Consider the following 16,129-nt stretch of genomic DNA (forward strand, 5'->3'; position numbering starts at 1 on the left):
ATTCGGAGCAACCTACAAAATGGTCCAGTCCATGCCGTACCACCGGGTGACATGGACCACCCGATCATGGGAGTTTGGGAGCATGAGCTTCGAGGAAGAGGTGGCCGCGCGGCTCTCCGGGCTGCCCGGCGTCCAGGCCGTGACGCTGGGCGGCTCACGGGCGACGGGCACCGCGCGCCCGGACAGCGACTGGGACTTCGCGATCTACTACCGCGGGCGCTTCGACCCCGCCGACCTGCGTGCGCTGGGCTGGCCCGGTGAGGTGTCGGAGATCGGCGGCTGGGGCGGCGGCGTGTTCAACGGGGGCGCGTGGCTGACGATCGACGGGCGCAGGGCCGACGTCCACTACCGCGACCTGGACGTGGTCGAGCACGAGCTGGCCGAGGCGCGGGAGGGCCGGTTCCACTGGGAGCCGCTGATGTTCCACCTGGCCGGGATCCCGAGCTACCTGGTGGTCGCCGAGCTGGCGGTGAACCGGGTGCTGCACGGCTCGCTCCCCGAGGTCGAGTTCCCGGAGGCGTTGCGGAAGTCGGCACCCGCCGTGTGGCGCGAGCGGGCCTTGCTGACGCTGACCTACGCCGAGCACAACTACGCGCCGCACGGGCAGGTGACGGAGTTCGCGGGCGCGCTCGCCACGGCGGCGATGCAGGCCGGGCACGCGGTGCTGGCCGAGCGCGGCGAGTGGGTCCTCAACGAGAAGCGCCTGCTCGACCGTGCCGGCCTGCGTGGCGTCGACTCGCTGATCACCGGGGACCTGGTGGAGGCCGCCCGGCGGGCCCGGGAGCTGCTCGGGCTTTAGCGGTTGGTGTCGGCTATGTGGAAGTTCAGGTGGGCGCGCGACGGCGTTGGGCCGCGCTGGCCCTGGTAGCGGGAGCCGACGGCGGCCGAGCCGTACGGGTTCTCGGCCGGGCTGGTGAGCCGGAACAGGCACAGCTGGCCGATCTTCATGCCGGGCCACAGGGTGATCGGCAGGTTCGCGACGTTCGACAGCTCCAGCGTGATGTGGCCCGTGAAGCCCGGGTCGATGAAGCCGGCGGTGGAGTGCGTGAGCAGCCCGAGGCGGCCGAGGGAGGACTTGCCCTCGAGGCGCCCTGCGAGGTCGTCGGGCAGCGTGACCAGCTCGAACGTCGAGGCGAGCACGAACTCGCCCGGGTGGAGGACGAAGGCGTCCTCGCCGTCCTTCTCGACCAGCGATGTCAGCTCGTCCTGCTGGAGCTTCGGGTCGATGTGGGTGTACTGGCTGTTGTTGAACACGCGGAAGAACCGGTCCAGCCGCACGTCGATGCTGGACGGCTGGAGCATCGCCGGGTCGAAGGGGTCGATGCCGAGACGGCCGGCTTCGAGCTCTTTGCGGAGGTCACGGTCACTGAGCAGCACGGCTTCACCCTAGCTAGGCCGCTTTCATGTGGCGGGCGTAGGTGGGATCGAGCTTGAAGATCTTGCCGAGGCGGTCGACGTAGCGGCGGCGTTCGAGGGTGCCGAGGTACTCCTGCAGCGCGGTCGCGCCGGGAATGAAGCGCCGCGCGGTCTCGGCGGCGAAGTTGCCCGCGGCGACGGCGAGGATGGCGCCCTGGGCGATCGGGTCGTTGGGGATCTCCAGGAAGTCGGCGTTGGACTTGCCCAGCACCAGGCGGCTGATGGAGGAGTGCACGGCGACCGAGACGTGGGACAGGACCTTGCCGACGGCGCCGCGCCCCTCGCCGATCGCGGCGTGCGTCTCGAGCAGGGCGCGGGCGAGGCGTTTGCTGTCCTCGTCGGGGATGAACTCGGTGGTCGCGAGCAGCCAGAACAGGCGCCAGGCGTCGTCTTCGGTGGCGGGCAGGAGTTCCTCGTCGACGCCGAGCAGCCAGCCGACGTAGCGCCAGAGGTGCAGGATGTCGGCGCGCTCGCGGTCGCTGTAGCGGATGCCGAGCAGTTGGGTGCCGTAGACGAAGACGAGGGAGAAGAGGAGAAGCGTGCCGGCGGTCTGGACCTGGTTTACCGGCTTGTCCCACTCGTCGTAGTCCCAGTCGGGGCGGCGGTTCATGGCGGCGCGGACGTGGGCGTGCACGAGGCGGACGCGCAGGGCGGAGGCGTAGCCGGTCTGGCCGATCGCCAGTGCGCCGGGGGTGGTGACGTCCATCCACCACGCCGCGGTCTCCACGAGGCGCTGGCTGGCCATCCGTTCGATCTCCCCGGTCGCGACGAGGGCCTTCGTCGCGCGCGAGGCGAGGTAGCCGCCCATGAGGGACATGTCGCCGAGCGGGAAGAGGCCGAGGACGCCGGTGCGGATGATGGCCCTGGCGCCCCGGTCGAGCCGGGCCGGGTCGACCCAGTACGGGGTGGCCTCGACGTGCTCGAAGAAGTCGACGAGTTCCGGTGGCGGGGCGTCGAGGCTGCGGATGCCGTCGGTGAGCGCCTGTTCGAACAGCTGCCGCCCGCGGTTCTTCGGAAGACGGCGGAACAGCGCGACGACCGCGTCGGCCTTCGGATCCTGCGCCTGGGCGAACTCCCGGAAGCGGCGCACCTGCCGCTCGGTCGCGCGGATGTCGTGCTTCACGAAGAGCTTGGCGGCCAGGCTGAAACCCCCACGGCGGAACAACTCGGGATCCGGCAGTCGCTCATCCATGCACACCCACCACCCTTTCGACAACGAGTGTTGTCACTTGCGACCCGCAGAGTCAAGGGGGTGCTCTCACCAGGGGGCGACGTTTGTGTATGCTGTGCGTCGCTGCGGATGTAGTTCAATGGTAGAACATCAGCTTCCCAAGCTGAGAACGCGGGTTCGATTCCCGTCATCCGCTCTTGTGACGAAGGCCCAGGTCAGCGGGTGTCTACTCCGGACCTGGGCCTTCGTCGTTCCTTGATCATTTTCGGTCGCGGGCCATTAGCGGGCCATTAGGGCACCGGGGCCAGCGCGCCGGGCTCGTCGTCGTCCGGGTGGTCGTCGTCGGTCGTCTTGCCCTTCCGGTGCTCGTCGACGAGCTTGGACAGCCGGTCTGCGATCCGCTCGTCAGCGTCGCTGGTCGCCCGCTGGTAGATCAGGGCCGCCCGCATGTCGTCGTGCCCCATCCGGGCCATCAGGTCCTTGGTCGAGGTGCCGGCCTTGGAGGCCCAGATGTTGCCCGCGTGTCGCAGGTCGTGGAAGTGCAGCCCCTTGAGCCCCATCTTCGTGACGACCTCGGTCCACCGAGACCGCTGGTTGAAGTTGGGCCGCCGGAGCGCCGCCCCAGACCGCTCGCCCGTGAACAACAGGTCGAGCTGATCAGGGCCGACGTAGGTCTCCAGGTGCTTGATCAGGTCAGGCCGGACCGCAGCCGGAATGATCACCGTCCGTACCCCGGCCCGGGACTTCGGCAGACCGGCTACGAGGCCCTGCCCCGGAATCTCCACGAACGAGCGGGACACCCGCACCCAACTCGCGTCCTCGGCGATGTCGCACCGGCGGAGCGCGGTCACCTCACCCCACCGGAGCGACCCGAAGGCCGCGAGCAGGACGAGCGCCCGAAACCGCTCCGGCATCCGGCCGGCCAGGTCGAACACCTGGGCAACCGACAGGACCGGACGTTCCTCAGGCTCCTCCCGGTCAGCCCCTCGCACCCGGCACGGGTTGCGCTGGAGGATCTTGTCTTCCTCGACCGCCGTGTTGAGCACAGCCCGGAGCAACCGGTACGACTTCGCCGTCACTGACTCGGACACGCCCGCCTCCAGCCGTTCCGCCCGCCATTCGCGGATAAGGGCCGTGGAGAGCTTGCCCAGCTCGACCCCGCCGAGGTAGGGCGCGATGTGCTTCCGCAGCAGCCACCGATACAGCTCGACCGTCCGCGGCCGCAGACTCGGACGCTGGGTGATCCACTGATCCGCGTAGTGCCCGAGCGGCACCTTCGCCTGTTCCGGGTTGAGCCAGTCGCCCTGGCTGATCTGGGTCTCGATCAGCGACAGCCACCGCTCAGCGTCCCTCTTCGTGCTGAAGGTGTTCGGCGCGGTGTGGATTCGGCCGTCCGGACCGGGATAGCGAGCCTGCCACCGCCCTGACTCGCGTTGCCGAACACTCCCGAAGCCTCGGCGGCCCTTCCTGTTCGCCACGTCAGGCCGCCCTTCCGAAGCCACGCATCAGGGATGTGGCCGTGATCGGCTCGACCCGACCGGCCTGCACGAAGGCCTCCAGGTCGTCGACGGCCAGCCGGACGTGAGCGCCGACCTTGTGGAAGGCGATCCGACGTTCGGCGATCAGCCGACGGACGAAGCGCACCGAGGTGTTCAGGTACTCGGCCGCCTGCTCGACGTTCAGGTAGTGCGTGTTCAAGGTGTCTTCCTCCCCCAGGTGATCAGGCTGCTTGCGGAGTTGCCGAAGTTTCTGGCTCCCCTGGCGGTGGCCCTGCGGCGAGTAGTGCGCGGTCGTACTCGGCCTTCCAGGTGATCCGCTCGGAGATGGCGCGCATGAGCAGGTGGGCGCGTGGTGGTGCGTCGCGGTCGCCGGGTTGGACTTTGCGCCAGATCAGGCGCGAGGTGTCTTCCTCGGGTTTGACGATGCCGACGTTGGCGAGCATGTTCCGGACGAACGCCTTGCGGTCGGCCTTGTGGTCGGCGAGGGACTTGCCCGACCACTTGCGCGAGACGAGCACCCGCCGGCCGGGGAGCCCAAGCGTGGTACGGCGGTGCGCCCGCCCCTTGCAGTGCCCTGGGGTCATCCGGCTGGAGGCCCCGAGCGGCTGCACCCCGTAGAGCAGCCACACGGCACAGCGGGGCGAACACGGGGTGATGGCGAGTTCGGCGTGGAGTCGGTCGTGGTGTTCCCGCTGCCGGGCGCTCGTGGCCTCGACCACCTCGCCGGTGCTCTTGGTGAGGTATTTGGTCAGGTAGCCGATGTGGCGTCCGGCTTCTTCGCTGCCGCCGAGGATGCCCTTGGAGTGCACCTGCCGCCCGAAGGTCACCACGTGGGCGGGTTCCTCGGCCTCCTCCACCGCCTCTTCCCACGGCGTCAGGGGTTCGTGCTTCTCCGGATCCACAAACCCCTTCACCCGCGCGTCCCACACGGGCAACCGGTCCCCGCCATAAATGAGCCCGTCGTGCCGGGGCCACCAGACCTGGTGGTAGGTAGCTTGGGTGACCTGGCGGATGACCTCGTGCGGGATCGACCCCCGCAGCGCCGCGTGCAGGTGCGGGGCCGTCCGCTTCTGTGGCTCCACCGTGGCGAAGTACTGGACATCCCAGCCCACGACCCGGCGGAGGTTCTGCCACCACCGATCCACCAGCGAGGCGAAGTGCACCGCATCCCGCGCCGCCCGCCGATAGTCATAGGTCGCCATGTCGACCGGTGTCCCGTCGTCCCGCACCCGGCCGTAGGTGTCGCAGGTCAGCGTCACGAACATCGACGGCCGGAACTTCCCCGCGTACTCCCGGCCCACTGTGGTCTTGGCGACCTTCTTCCGCGGCAGGTTGGGCGCGTCCTGCCGCCGCTTGGTCGACCGCTTCACCGGCCGCTTGCCCGGCAGATCCGGCGAGGGCAACCGGCCGCGCATGCCGAGTTGCCGAAGTTCCTCATCGACCCCGCGGATCTCCTCCCGCAACTCGTCGGCCTGGCCCTCCTCCCCGTGCTCGACCGCCTCCCGATACCGCGCCACCAGATCCGCGCGGAACTCCATCAACCCCTTCTGCTCAGCCGTGGGCGGGGCCGGAGTGAAGTCCGGTTCCTCGGTCAGGTGCCAGCCCTCCCGGCACTGCGCCATCCGCAAAGCCTTCGCCTTCTTCGCACAGGGCGCGCAGACACTCTCCACCGTCGAGCCGCACGGCACGGCTACGTAGCGGAGCTCGCCGGTCTCCGGGTCACCGACTTCCATCGTGAACGGCCGCACGCACACCCCGTGCTTCTCCGCCGTGGCCTTCATGACCTCGGTGGACAGCGGCAGCCGCATCCGCTCAGCACGAGTGCTCACGCGGCCACCTCCACCGCCTGCTCGTCGAGCAGCACCCGCAACGTGTACAGCTCATCGATCGAGACGCCCTCGCGCGCACCGTTCGCGAGCTGCACCAAGCCGCCGCAGTGCCGCCACGCAACCCCGCCGTACACGAGGAATTGCGCCCCGCCTTGCGACCGACCGCGAATCGTGATGTGCAGGTTGTTCTGCTCGGTGCGCCACCACGTCGCGGTGACCTGGTCGAGCGTGTAGGCCCACAGCAGCAGCTCGGCGAGATGCGTGCCGGCCTCACCGGGAGCCACCTGCACTTGGATCTCCGGCACGCCCGGGTGCAGCGTCACCCGGCACGGCTCCGGAAGCGGAAAGTCCCGCAGGTGCCCCCAGAACGCCCGAGTCAACGTCTCCAAGGCAGTCCTCATGCCGCAACACCGCCCTCAGGGCCGCGGAACGGCACGACAGCCCCGCCGGTCACGAACGCTTCGAGCGCCTTGACCGCTTCATCCGGCACCCAGCCAGCCCGCACCCGCAGCGGCTCACGGATGCCCTCACCCCACACGTATCCGGTGCCCGCTTCGGACTCGCCGATGCGGTTGGCCCAAGCACCCCGCTCGTACGCCTGGTCGCCGAGGACCATCCCAACGTGCGACTTCGAGGTGACCCGCAGGCAGATACGGCGGGGGAACAGCTCCCGCACCGGAACGGTGTCCTTCGTCGGCTCCTGCACGTAGCCGCGGACGGTGAACCCGAGCGCCCGGCCCTGCGTGGTCAGCAGAGCCACCTTCTCGATGATCTGCTCACGCGTCTTCCGATCGGTGTACTTGGTCAGAGCGCCGATCTCGTCGAACTCCAGCAGCTCAAGCGGATTCTCGATGCTCACCGGCACCGTCCGGACCCGCCCGGCAAACTCGCGCTTACGGGCATCCATTGCGGCCACCAGCTCGTCCAGGACTTCGAGCGCGTCTTTCGGCGTCACCGCGTACCGGTGGAAGATGCCGCGCCCGTAAGCGAGTTCCATCCCCTTCGGGTCGATGCCAGTCACGCGGACAAGCCCGTCCCGGATCGCTGGGGCGATCGACGCGAGCGGGCACCACATCACCGAGTTCTTGCCCGCACCCGAAGCGCCGGCCGTGAGCGTGTGGCTCCCCGAGCCGTACAACGGCAGGTGCCAGTCCTGCCCGTACTCGGTCCGCCCGGCCCAGGCACGCCGCAGATCCACTGCGTCCAGTTCGGTGAACTGCGGGCAGGGCACCGGAGTGGCGAGCAGGTCCCGGCGCTGGAAGTCGATGGATACCACGTTGGGAGCCAGCTCCCGCACCTGGCACCGGGCGACCTTGCGCGCCACGGCGAGTTCCCGCGCAGCCTCGTCGAAGTCCTCGGGCTTCTGTCCCGGCACCAGCTCGACCCGCACCTCATCCCACGAGGCACCCGACCGCACCCGCCGGACCTTGGGCAACCGGACCCCGGGCCGCCGCTGGTCACGCGTGATCTTCTTCCGCCCGACGAGCGTCACGGTCAGATCGACCGGCACGGTGTCGTCCTTGACGCTCAGGCCGCAGGCGTGCAGCCACTCCGGCAGCTTGGGCATGTAGAGCGCCCAGCGGAACCACCACGAGCGCAGCGCGCGCCCGGCCCACTGGTCGAAGGAAACCAGGTGGAAGCTCCGCCAGGTCAGCAGTCCCGTCGCGATGACGAGACCAGTCACCGCCAGCGACATCCAGCCCAGCCACATGCACCATGCCGCTACCGCGAGCACAGCGAGCGTGGTCCGCGGATGCGTCAGGATCTCCTTGACGACCCAGACCGCGCCCTTGAGAACCCACCACAGGGCAAGGAAAACCACTGCAGCAGCGGCGAGGGCTTCCGCGATCGAGGCGAGTGCCTTCCCGAGCTTCTGGAGCACCCAGACAACACCGGCGAGGCCGGCACTGCCGAGCAACAGGACTCCGAAGGTGTGTGCGTTCACCGCCGACCACCGGCCTTCCGTGCGGTGATCGGGAGATCCAGCCATCCCGCACAGGTGGCGCACTCGGTGTCGCCGGGAGCGAGGCGGGCGAACTTCTTGCATGCGGCGCAGCGCGTCCGGGTGACCCCGCTTGACACGTGCCCGCCAGCATTGGCTAGCGTTTCCACTGTCTACTCCGTGAGGTGTGGACAGCGCAGGAGCGGCAAGAGGTTGGCAGCCGGTTTCCGCTTCTGCGCCGTACGGTTCGAGAGCCCGAATGAGGGCGTGCTTCATCGCCGCACGACATGGCGCGCGTTTTCAGTCGCTTGTGGACCCCTTAGAGTCCTTCGGTTGCTTGTCGGGAACACTTCCGGCACACGTGCACCCTGTTGCGCAGGACCCGCTGCGAATGCCCGCAGACCCAGCAGCGTCGCCGAACGAGCCACTTGCGCCGCACCTTGTGTGCCACTGCGATCACCTCCCTTCTGCTACGTCATCAAGGTTTCAGCGGTTGGTCTCGCGCTCGACCACGAACGTGCCCTTGGAGCGAATCGTGGTCACCAGGCCGCGTTCACGGAGGATCTCGACCGCGTGCCTCGCTGTGCCCAGGGAGACGCGGTACTCCTCGGCGAGACGACGTTCGTTGGGCAGCGCACTTCGCGGAGGCAGCTCGCCCGAGGCGATCCGCGCTGCGATGTCATCGGCCAGCCACTCGTACACGTAGCCGACCAGGTCATTCGGAACTGTGGGCACAACTGCCCCCTCTTGGTGTCAGGACTGGATGGAATCTGCGCGCCGTGCTTCGAGTCGTGCTCTGCGCTCGAACTCCTCGGCGGCTACGGATGCTGCGTGGCGAGCCCACAACGGTGCCCCCAGGTCCTCCGCGAGGACTCGCCACGCCTCGGCGACGGAGTGGTATGCCTGAGCGAGACGCCGCACTGCCGCCACGTCATCGGCGGCTGCTCGCATCGCGGCGAACAGTGCGGCTGTCTGCTCGGCATACGCGGTGTTCCACCGAGCGACCGCCTCACGCGACGGTCGCCCCACCATCAGGCGGCCTTCTGCTCACTCGAGCCCTGGCCGGCACCCTTGTTCTGGGTGGGCCGGGAGTTGGTCGCGCCCTTCGGCTCCCGCATCCCGGTCGCCCGCAGCGCCCACCCCTGGTACTTGAACTTCTCGCCCATGACCCGCGGCTCCACGGTCAGGCCCTCGAACAGGACCGGTCGGAAGTCGAAGCCCTGCATCACCGCCGGAGGCGGGACCGGCTGGACCCTGTCGAGCAGGGTCACCGTGACCGACTTGTCCCGGTCCTTCTCGGCAGAGGGGTCGGTCACCGTGACCTTCCACTGCGGCAGACCGGTCTGCTCGTCGATCTTCTGCTTGGGCTGCTTGCCCCGGGCCTTGTCCTCGTTCGAGACGTACTCCATGTCCGGTGTGACCGGACCAACGATCGCCGCTCCTTCCGGGAAGACCATGTCGTGCTCGATCTCGAAGCGCGTTCCGCGCGGTACCGCCATTGCCTGTTCCTCCTGGTCGGCGCCTCAGTCGGCGCTGCCTATCGTGGCTGACAGGGATAGGTTAGCCAGCCTGGCTAGACAAGTCAAGCAAGAGGGAATCAGGCTAGGCGACTAGGTGGCCTAGACGGGTTGGCGCGGCATGCGCGAGACTTACAGGGTCAGTAACTCCGTAAGTCAGTAGATCCGCAGGAAGCGAGGCAGTCTCGTGCCACTCGATCCGGATGACCCGAGGCCGCCGTACGTGCAGGTGGCGAATGCTCTCCGCGCTGCGATCCTGACGAAGAAGTTCAGCCCGGGCGACAAGCTGCCCTCGCGGAACGAGTTGGCGAAGACCTACAACGTCGCCCCCATGACCGTGCAGAACGCCCTGCGTGAGCTGCGCGAAGAGGGCCTGATCGTCTCCCGCCAGGGCAGCGGCGTGTTCGTCCGAGAGCGCACCGAACGACCCATCGGCCTCCGCCCGCACATCGAGCGCGCGTTCGAGGCCCAGCACGTGACCGTCGACTTCGCGGGCTTCTCCGGCGAGACCCTGCACGGCGTCATCGCCGAACCGCTGGACAAGATCCGCATCGGCCGGCTCCGTCCCGAGTCGATCCGGGTTCGCCTGCTCGTGCCCGATCCGAGGCAGCCCTGGACGCTGCCGGTGACCGTGGACGAGCGCACAGACAGCCCGGTCTTCCGCAAGCGGGCCGAAGAGATCATGCGCCGGAACACGCTCGCGATCGTCGATTCCGTGACCGAACTCGCCGACCTGGGCTTGATCAACGAGGCATCGGCCGAGATCCGGGTGCACAACGTGCCACCGACGTTCAAGCTCTACCTGATCAACGACGAGGAAGCGTTCTTCGGCTTCTACCCAGTGCGCGAGCACGTCATCAGCTACGACGGCCAAACCGAGGCCATGTACGACCTGATGGGCAAGGACGCGATCCTGTTCCACCACTCGGCGAACGACGACGACACGTCGACCGGATCGCAGTACGTCGAGCAGGCCAAGACGTGGTTCGAGAGCATGTGGTCCAGCGTCGGCAAGGACTTCCAACGATGACGGCCGCGGAGCTGCTGGACCAAGCCGGAGCGCTCCTGCTCGACTTCGACGGCCCGGTGTGCTCGGTCTTCGCCGGAATTCCCGCGCCCGTCGTTGCCGAACAGCTCCGCACCGTCCTGGCCGACGCCGGACATGCGTCACCCGAGCCCGTCGCGAGCAGCAGCGACCCCTTCGACGTGCTCGAATACGCCGCCTCACTCAGCGACGACGACGCCCGATACGTCGAAGCCGCGTTCACCGCCCACGAGGTCGAGGCGATGACCACCGCAGCGCCGACCGAGGGCGCTCACGAGCTCATGCAGGCCTGGCACGGTTCCGGCCGGCCACTGGCGATCGTGAGCAACAACAGCGCCGCCGCCATCAGCGCGTACCTCGACTTCTACGGCCTCCGCCCGCTGGTCAACGTGGTATCCGCCCGAGAGAGCGCAGACGTCCAGCTCCTCAAGCCACGCCCGCACCTCCTGAACCAGGCCGTCCGCAGACTGGGCCTCCCGGCGGAGCGATGCGTCTTTGTCGGCGACTCCCTGACCGACATCGAAGCAGCCAAGGCCGCCGGTGTCCTGTCGATCGGCTACGCCAACAAACCAGGCAAGCGCGAGCGCTTCACCAGCGCCGGAGCCGACGCGATCACCGAAGTACTGACCGATCTGGCCGCGGTGCGGTGAGGGTCCCGGACAAGCTCGCCAACTCCGTGCGAGCACGATGGTCCGACCGCGCGGACGCCTGGCTGACCAGCATCGGCCCCGAACTCGACGAACTGACCCGCCAGCACTCGGCGACACCCCAACGCGTCCTACCAGCGCGGTACGCCTTCGTGGTCAGTGCGACCAGCCCGCACGGCCCGCTCATCTTCCGAGCCTCACCCGACCCGGCCGCCCTCGACCAAGCCACCGTCGCCGAAGCCCTGGGCCGCCTCGACGTGGGCCCGAAGATCCACCTCACGTCGAGCACCGACACCGGTTCATGGACGGTCATGGAGCAGGTCGTCCCCGGAACCCCACTCGCCGATGCCGACCCGGCAACCCTCGACATCGAGGCCCTGGCCCGCCCCCTCCGAGCGATGGCCGGCCAACCCGCCCCGTCGCCAGACCTGCCACTCATCACCGACTGGCTCCGGGACCGCCTCACCGACGACAACCTCACCGAACTCCCAGTCGGCGAGCAGGTAGCCCCGAAGACCGAGCGAGCCCACGCACTCGAACTCCTCAACGAGCTCGCCGCAGACATGCGCCCCAGCCTCTGTCACGGCGACGCCTCACCCTGGAACGTCCTAGCAGGCCCCCACGGTCAGTGGAAGCTCATCGACCCCCGCGGCATGCAAGGCGAACCCGAGTACGACGCCGCCGTGATTGCGTACAAGTTCGAGCGCCTGCTGTCGCGCCCAGGGGTTGGCAGCAGGATGGTCAAGCACAGCGACCTGGACCGCGAGCGCGTGAGTCGGTGGGAGGCAATCGCATGTGCCGGACGCGTCTAACCAGCCAGATGTCTTCTTCGCTCGGTGGCTAGGTGACCAACCCTCGTCGGCAGGCTGCAACGGAGGGTCTAGACCTAGCGAGTGTACCTCGTTCGCAGCAACGTTACAGGGTTTGGTAACGGTTCGGACACAGTCGGCATGTCACCCTTCTGTGGGGTGTAACTATACGGGTCCCCAGCCGACGTATGTACTGCGTACGTACAGACTGAAGGGAAGGATGCCATGTCACCGGAGACAGCTCCTCAGCGAGCGCCGCGTGAGGGGCGGATCAACCTGAGGGCGACGAGTCGTCAAGAGAGCCTTCTCCGCCAAGCGGCCGCAGCGACCGACCGTTCGCTTACAGATTTCATACTCGACTCAGCCGTCACTCAGGCGGAACGCGTTTTAACGGACCGCAGATGGTTCGTACTGGAGGATGAACGCTGGGAGGAGTTCCAGAGACTTCTGGACACACCCGTCAGAGAAATGCCAAAGCTGCGCGCCCTCTTTAGCCGACCTAGCCCCTTTGTGGACCGTGATGACCAGGACTAGCGGCAATCAGGGTGAAGATCGCTCGAAGGAAGACTTCTGTTTTCCGCGAAAATTGGACAAGAGGGACGAAGTTAATGGTTTTCAGAGCGGGGCGGAAGAACTAGATGAATGGCTCTCGCAGTTTGCGAGAGTGAACCAGAAGGCTAACAACGCAGTCACATATGTGACAACCACGGCCGAGCGCCGAGTTGTCGGCTACTACGCTATCACCGTTGCTGGCGTCAGCAAGCAGAACGTGCCAAGCGAGGTGGCCGGCAACTCGCCTCCTGCTGATGTGCCGTGCGTTTTGCTTGCGCGACTCGCTGTCGACTGGGAGTATCAAGAGCGGGGCATTGGAGCTGCGCTTTTTGCAGATTCTTTGCAACGCGCAGTAGCGCTTTCACAATCGGTCGGGGTGCGGGCATTTCTAATTCACGCACGGGACGAAGATGCCCGTAGGTTCTACATGAAGCACGCGGACCTATTCCAATCTCCAACCGATCCGCTGCACCTCATGATTCCCATCCACTTGATACGAGCTGGCGCCGAGGCGAACAGCTCGCCGGTTCAGGAATCGGCAGAAGCTCCAGACCTTAACCGCTGAGCAGGGTGCGCGCCTGGTGGACCCATTTCTTTGGCGCGTACCTGTTCATCCTGATTCCTTTTGCATCGACCTCGCTGGCCAAATCTTCAGGCTGCCACAGGATGAAAACACCGTTGTCGGTGAATGTAGTGTCTATGGTGAGCGACTCCAGTGCATCGCGACGTTTGCCGGCGCGCCAAAGCGCGGCGGCTCTGTTGATTCTTAGGAGCTGTTCGGGCGTACGTGCGTCTGGTTCGCACCGAGCCAGCTCGTCGAGTGCTTGCATGGGATCCACTGGCGTAAGGCAGAACGCGAGCATGCAACGCGCCTGTGACAACCCGGGGTACCGGTCGAGGACCGCGCGAAGTACATTGATTGCTTGATCGAAAAACTTATTCTGTAAAAGGTGCATAATGTGTGACAGCAATTCGTCACGCGATATGTCACCTATCAACGTTTCATGGTCAAGAGCATACGATGCACGCGACACAATGGACTCAACCAGTAGGCCAGTGTGCGAGGGGCGTTGCGCTAGCAACGTCAACGGAACACCAGCCTCTGCTGCGGTTGATTCAGGATTGCTCGCAAATCGCAACTCCCAATATAATGAAGTCCTATACCATTCTCGGTAATGCGTATGGGAGAACCTGTCGACTATCCAATGGATCGCTTCGTGGCCGCCGCGGATATTAAGGTCTTCCTCGTCCAGCCCTCCGTGCGGCTCCGCCTCTAGTCTCCATGCTACGAGGTCTCGCATGCACGCGTAATCTATCCAATTAGCTAGCTTTTGGGCGAACCGCCCCTGTTCAATGTTCGGAAGTAAATTTAGCAGCCAGGAATCATCGCGCCCTGCGCCAGTGCTGTCGGCGGTGTCCATGCAATCCGAGGCGAGCCTGAGCCATTGTTGAAGATCCTCTGGTAGTTTGTCAACCAACTCGTCGGGGAATTGCTCTCGATAAAATCCAATTACCAACGACGTGATCTGGAATTTGATTCTTCTTCGCAGCCCGATCCGCACTAGCGCGTCAGGAGGAAGTCCACGCTCGCCTATCCTTGCCAGCGCTGACGTAAGTTTCACCATTCTGCGTTGAGGATTCTTCGCAAGCCAGGGCGGTGTGGTAAGGTCGTCGGTTACAGTCCGTATAAGTGCAGGGGCGGGCCACTCTAGAGTGGGGAATTCGTCGACGCCAGAAGCTTGCAATTGGTACTTCGAAACGTCGTAGGTCTCGGCTTCAAATCTTGCTTGACGTTCGCCCTCTAGCCGGTCTGCAAGTTGGCCACAGCGGCACTCCTGTCCGTCCCGTCGCCCAAGTGTGTGCCCAGAACGCTCACAAGCTTCCGCGAAGTATCGAGCGGCGGTCGCGACAAGATCGTCGTCCAACGTTCCTCCAGAGACGGGATGTCATCGACGGCGTCCCACAGCACAACGTCTCTTGTATCTCCGTGAACGATCTTCGCGTTATCACACTGTTCAAATCGTTACGTGCTCTGCGCCGACCGGGCGACACTCCCCGGGCGTCGCCTTCAGCGACATGAGCAATGCGAGTGTGTCTGCCGAACTTGGCTCTATGGGATCAAGAGCGGCCCGCAAGCGGGCCGCGTCGGGATCCGCACGGCCTTCCGCTCCGCTCCGGCCGGCGGTCCCGACATCTGCCGTCAAGGCGTGCCGTCTAATCCGACCGGGGACGCCGCCTTCTGTATCCATCGAACAGCCGCCTCGGCCGTTGGTATCACCGGTTGACCCGCAAGCTGGTTCTCATACACATCCCGTCCGCGGTCGTACCTTGGGTCTGTCGGGACACCGTCGGCAGTGGCCCAGTACATCTCGTCCCGCGTGCCAAGCCTGCCTTGGCCAAGGACCCACGTGCCAAGTTCACTACCGTGGTTCCGTTGGATGACGATGGCACGTTGATGCGTCATCCGATTTCTGGCCCACCGGATTCCAGCGATCAACTGCCCCTCGGGATCGCCCTGCCTGGCCGCCCGATAACGGTCGCCGAGCAGGTCCTGAAGACCTTCGTCGCATGATCCGAGCCAGAACAAGGTCTCGCCGGTCGGCGCATAGGCCTTGTCGACGTCGTGGCGCTCCAGACGAAGGCGGCGAAGGGCGTCTTGAAGCGCACGGACCGCCAGCTGTACTAGCCGCGACTCCTTGGCGCCACCCTGGCTGACTTGCGACCCCGCCATACGTACATTTAAGCGATCCTTCCAGGGCTCCGCCCCGGACCCCGGCACCGCTTCGAAGATCAGGGAAGGTCACGACCGGTGACCTCCTCACGGCGCGCCCGAGGGCTGCCAGCCCGGCCGGCACCGGTCAAGGGCGCTTCGCGGCCTTCGGCAGACCCTTGACCGGCACCACCCGGCCTGGCAGGGGTGAACCCGCGCCGCGAGGAGATCACCTCAGCCGGAAGTGTGCAGGTGGGAGCGCCACCCGTCGGGCCATTAGCGGGCCATTAGGGGCGGTCAACCACGGTCAACGGAGACACCCCGCGGTCACGACGAACCGCAGGTCAGGGGCGATCTCCAGCGCGGCCAGCATGATTCCCAAGCTGAGAACGCGGGTTCGATTCCCGTCATCCGCTCTTAGTGCGAAGGCCCAGGTCAGCGGGTGTCTACTCCGGACCTGGGCCTTCGTCGTCTCTTGATCAACCCGGGTCGCGTGCCATTAGCGGGCCATTAGCCGTCGCCGGGAGGGGCGGTCCGCGAGTCGCTCGTCGGCGTCGCTGTCCTTGGCCTCTCGTAGCCCGAGTGCTGCGCAACCGCTCACACTGGACCGGTGCCGCTACGAGATCGAGAACGAGGCCAGCTCGTCCGCTGGAAGGCGACTGGCGACGCCTGCTTCCCTCAGGCGGCATACCTCCAGGGCCAATGGTGGGTCCTCCGTCTCAACCACTGGCCCGACCATCCGCTCTACACCCTGCTCATCAACGCCGAGCGGCACGGTGACCTCGCCCCCGATGAAGGTCCTGAATGGTGGCCTGCGACATGGCACGGTGCGACTGGCCGTTTCCCTGAACTCACCGCCGCAGAACGGGTCGAGGCGCTCTTGCCGGTACGGCACCTCGCCGCACGCGGGAGCGAATCCGGGCGTCCCTGCGACTGCTGGTACTGCATCTAGAGAACGCCCGGCGCCGCTTCGGAGATCAGGGGAGGACACG

At 66.3% G+C, this 16,129-nt stretch carries 17 protein-coding genes and 1 tRNA gene; 8 read left to right on the forward strand and 10 right to left on the reverse strand.

Annotated features, from left to right (window positions below):
• The first annotated feature begins 82 nt into the window (after positions 1-82).
• Entirely contained in the window at positions 83-799 is a 717-nt protein-coding gene (locus tag ACCP09_RS23620; protein WP_433750261.1) for a nucleotidyltransferase domain-containing protein, read from the forward strand.
• Here ACCP09_RS23620 and dcd read toward each other — a convergent pair.
• Positions 796-1,377, reverse strand: a complete 582-nt coding sequence (gene dcd, locus ACCP09_RS23625) for a dCTP deaminase (protein ID WP_020418351.1) — start codon at positions 1,375-1,377, stop codon at positions 796-798. The two genes, ACCP09_RS23620 and dcd, sit on opposite strands and share 4 nt — an antisense overlap.
• Before the next feature lie 13 nt (positions 1,378-1,390).
• The gene (locus ACCP09_RS23630) at positions 1,391-2,608 is read right to left on the reverse strand and encodes an oxygenase MpaB family protein (RefSeq protein WP_431901398.1); all 1,218 of its coding nucleotides are present in this window, start codon (positions 2,606-2,608) and stop codon (positions 1,391-1,393) included.
• Positions 2,609-2,712: 104 nt separating this feature from the next.
• On the opposite strand from ACCP09_RS23630, the gene ACCP09_RS23635 reads away from it, so the two are divergent.
• Positions 2,713-2,783: transfer RNA gene (locus ACCP09_RS23635), tRNA-Gly, on the forward strand.
• A gap of 94 nt (positions 2,784-2,877) precedes the next feature.
• Here the strand turns inward: ACCP09_RS23635 and ACCP09_RS23640 are convergent.
• From ACCP09_RS23640 to ACCP09_RS23670, 7 genes are all read right to left on the reverse strand, one after another.
• Entirely contained in the window at positions 2,878-4,065 is a 1,188-nt protein-coding gene (locus ACCP09_RS23640) for a tyrosine-type recombinase/integrase (RefSeq protein WP_433750265.1), read from the reverse strand.
• A 1-nt stretch (position 4,066) separates the two neighbouring features.
• Positions 4,067-4,285, reverse strand: coding sequence for a helix-turn-helix domain-containing protein (locus ACCP09_RS23645; RefSeq protein WP_123684524.1), 219 nt, complete (start codon positions 4,283-4,285; stop codon positions 4,067-4,069).
• A gap of 22 nt (positions 4,286-4,307) precedes the next feature.
• Complete coding sequence (locus ACCP09_RS23650; RefSeq protein ID WP_433750499.1) at positions 4,308-5,894, reverse strand: replication initiator; 1,587 nt, start codon at positions 5,892-5,894, stop codon at positions 4,308-4,310.
• Between the two features lie 17 nt (positions 5,895-5,911).
• Positions 5,912-6,316 carry a hypothetical protein gene (locus ACCP09_RS23655; RefSeq protein ID WP_433750268.1) on the reverse strand — a complete coding sequence of 135 codons (405 nt, stop codon included), beginning with the start codon at positions 6,314-6,316 and terminating at the stop codon, positions 5,912-5,914.
• Positions 6,313-7,860 (reverse strand): FtsK/SpoIIIE domain-containing protein, encoded by a 1,548-nt coding sequence (locus tag ACCP09_RS23660; protein ID WP_433750502.1) that lies wholly within the window; start codon positions 7,858-7,860, stop codon positions 6,313-6,315. The genes ACCP09_RS23655 and ACCP09_RS23660 overlap by 4 nt, the downstream gene beginning before the upstream one ends.
• Before the next feature lie 483 nt (positions 7,861-8,343).
• Positions 8,344-8,592: a winged helix-turn-helix domain-containing protein gene (locus ACCP09_RS23665; protein WP_027935919.1), complete on the reverse strand. Its 249-nt coding sequence runs from the start codon at positions 8,590-8,592 to the stop codon at positions 8,344-8,346.
• Positions 8,593-8,888: 296 nt separating this feature from the next.
• Positions 8,889-9,356 carry a hypothetical protein gene (locus ACCP09_RS23670; protein ID WP_123684528.1) on the reverse strand — a complete coding sequence of 156 codons (468 nt, stop codon included), beginning with the start codon at positions 9,354-9,356 and terminating at the stop codon, positions 8,889-8,891.
• Positions 9,357-9,597: 241 nt separating this feature from the next.
• Between ACCP09_RS23670 and ACCP09_RS23675 the strand changes: the two genes are divergently transcribed.
• From ACCP09_RS23675 to ACCP09_RS23695, 5 genes are all read left to right on the forward strand, one after another.
• A complete protein-coding gene (locus tag ACCP09_RS23675; RefSeq protein WP_020418342.1) occupies positions 9,598-10,404 on the forward strand; it encodes a GntR family transcriptional regulator in 807 nt (268 codons plus the stop codon).
• Positions 10,401-11,069, forward strand: coding sequence for an HAD family hydrolase (locus ACCP09_RS23680; RefSeq protein ID WP_433750273.1), 669 nt, complete (start codon positions 10,401-10,403; stop codon positions 11,067-11,069). The genes ACCP09_RS23675 and ACCP09_RS23680 overlap by 4 nt, the downstream gene beginning before the upstream one ends.
• Positions 11,066-11,878, forward strand: a complete 813-nt coding sequence (locus tag ACCP09_RS23685) for a phosphotransferase (RefSeq protein ID WP_433750276.1) — start codon at positions 11,066-11,068, stop codon at positions 11,876-11,878. Before ACCP09_RS23680 ends, ACCP09_RS23685 begins: the two co-directional genes overlap by 4 nt.
• Positions 11,879-12,100: 222 nt before the next feature.
• Positions 12,101-12,409 carry a DUF1778 domain-containing protein gene (locus ACCP09_RS23690; protein WP_433750279.1) on the forward strand — a complete coding sequence of 103 codons (309 nt, stop codon included), beginning with the start codon at positions 12,101-12,103 and terminating at the stop codon, positions 12,407-12,409.
• Positions 12,396-12,992 (forward strand): GNAT family N-acetyltransferase, encoded by a 597-nt coding sequence (locus ACCP09_RS23695; RefSeq protein WP_433750282.1) that lies wholly within the window; start codon positions 12,396-12,398, stop codon positions 12,990-12,992. Before ACCP09_RS23690 ends, ACCP09_RS23695 begins: the two co-directional genes overlap by 14 nt.
• Here the strand turns inward: ACCP09_RS23695 and ACCP09_RS23700 are convergent.
• A complete protein-coding gene (locus tag ACCP09_RS23700; RefSeq protein WP_433750285.1) occupies positions 12,982-14,352 on the reverse strand; it encodes a hypothetical protein in 1,371 nt (456 codons plus the stop codon). The genes ACCP09_RS23695 and ACCP09_RS23700 overlap by 11 nt on opposite strands.
• Positions 14,353-14,861: 509 nt before the next feature.
• Between ACCP09_RS23700 and ACCP09_RS23705 the strand changes: the two genes are divergently transcribed.
• Positions 14,862-14,999, forward strand: coding sequence for a hypothetical protein (locus tag ACCP09_RS23705; RefSeq protein ID WP_433750288.1), 138 nt, complete (start codon positions 14,862-14,864; stop codon positions 14,997-14,999).
• Positions 15,000-16,129 lie beyond the last annotated feature (1,130 nt).

It is taken from the genome of Amycolatopsis sp. 3B14 (assembly GCF_050958625.1).
GTDB classification, from domain to species: Bacteria; Actinomycetota; Actinomycetes; order Mycobacteriales; family Pseudonocardiaceae; genus Amycolatopsis_E; species Amycolatopsis_E thermoflava.

Bases quoted from the DNA above. Each gene is read 5' to 3' on its own strand.
- ACCP09_RS23620 (WP_433750261.1), top strand. From the start codon at position 83: ATGAGCTTCGAGGAAGAGGTGGCCGCGCGGCTCTCCGGGCTGCCCGGC.
- ACCP09_RS23630 (WP_431901398.1), bottom strand. From the start codon at position 2,608: ATGGATGAGCGACTGCCGGATCCCGAGTTGTTCCGCCGTGGGGGTTTC.
- ACCP09_RS23650 (WP_433750499.1), bottom strand. From the start codon at position 5,894: ATGCGGCTGCCGCTGTCCACCGAGGTCATGAAGGCCACGGCGGAGAAG.
- ACCP09_RS23655 (WP_433750268.1), bottom strand. From the start codon at position 6,316: ATGAGGACTGCCTTGGAGACGTTGACTCGGGCGTTCTGGGGGCACCTG.
- ACCP09_RS23670 (WP_123684528.1), bottom strand. From the start codon at position 9,356: ATGGCGGTACCGCGCGGAACGCGCTTCGAGATCGAGCACGACATGGTC.
- ACCP09_RS23680 (WP_433750273.1), top strand. From the start codon at position 10,401: ATGACGGCCGCGGAGCTGCTGGACCAAGCCGGAGCGCTCCTGCTCGAC.
- ACCP09_RS23690 (WP_433750279.1), top strand. From the start codon at position 12,101: ATGTCACCGGAGACAGCTCCTCAGCGAGCGCCGCGTGAGGGGCGGATC.
- ACCP09_RS23695 (WP_433750282.1), top strand. From the start codon at position 12,396: ATGACCAGGACTAGCGGCAATCAGGGTGAAGATCGCTCGAAGGAAGAC.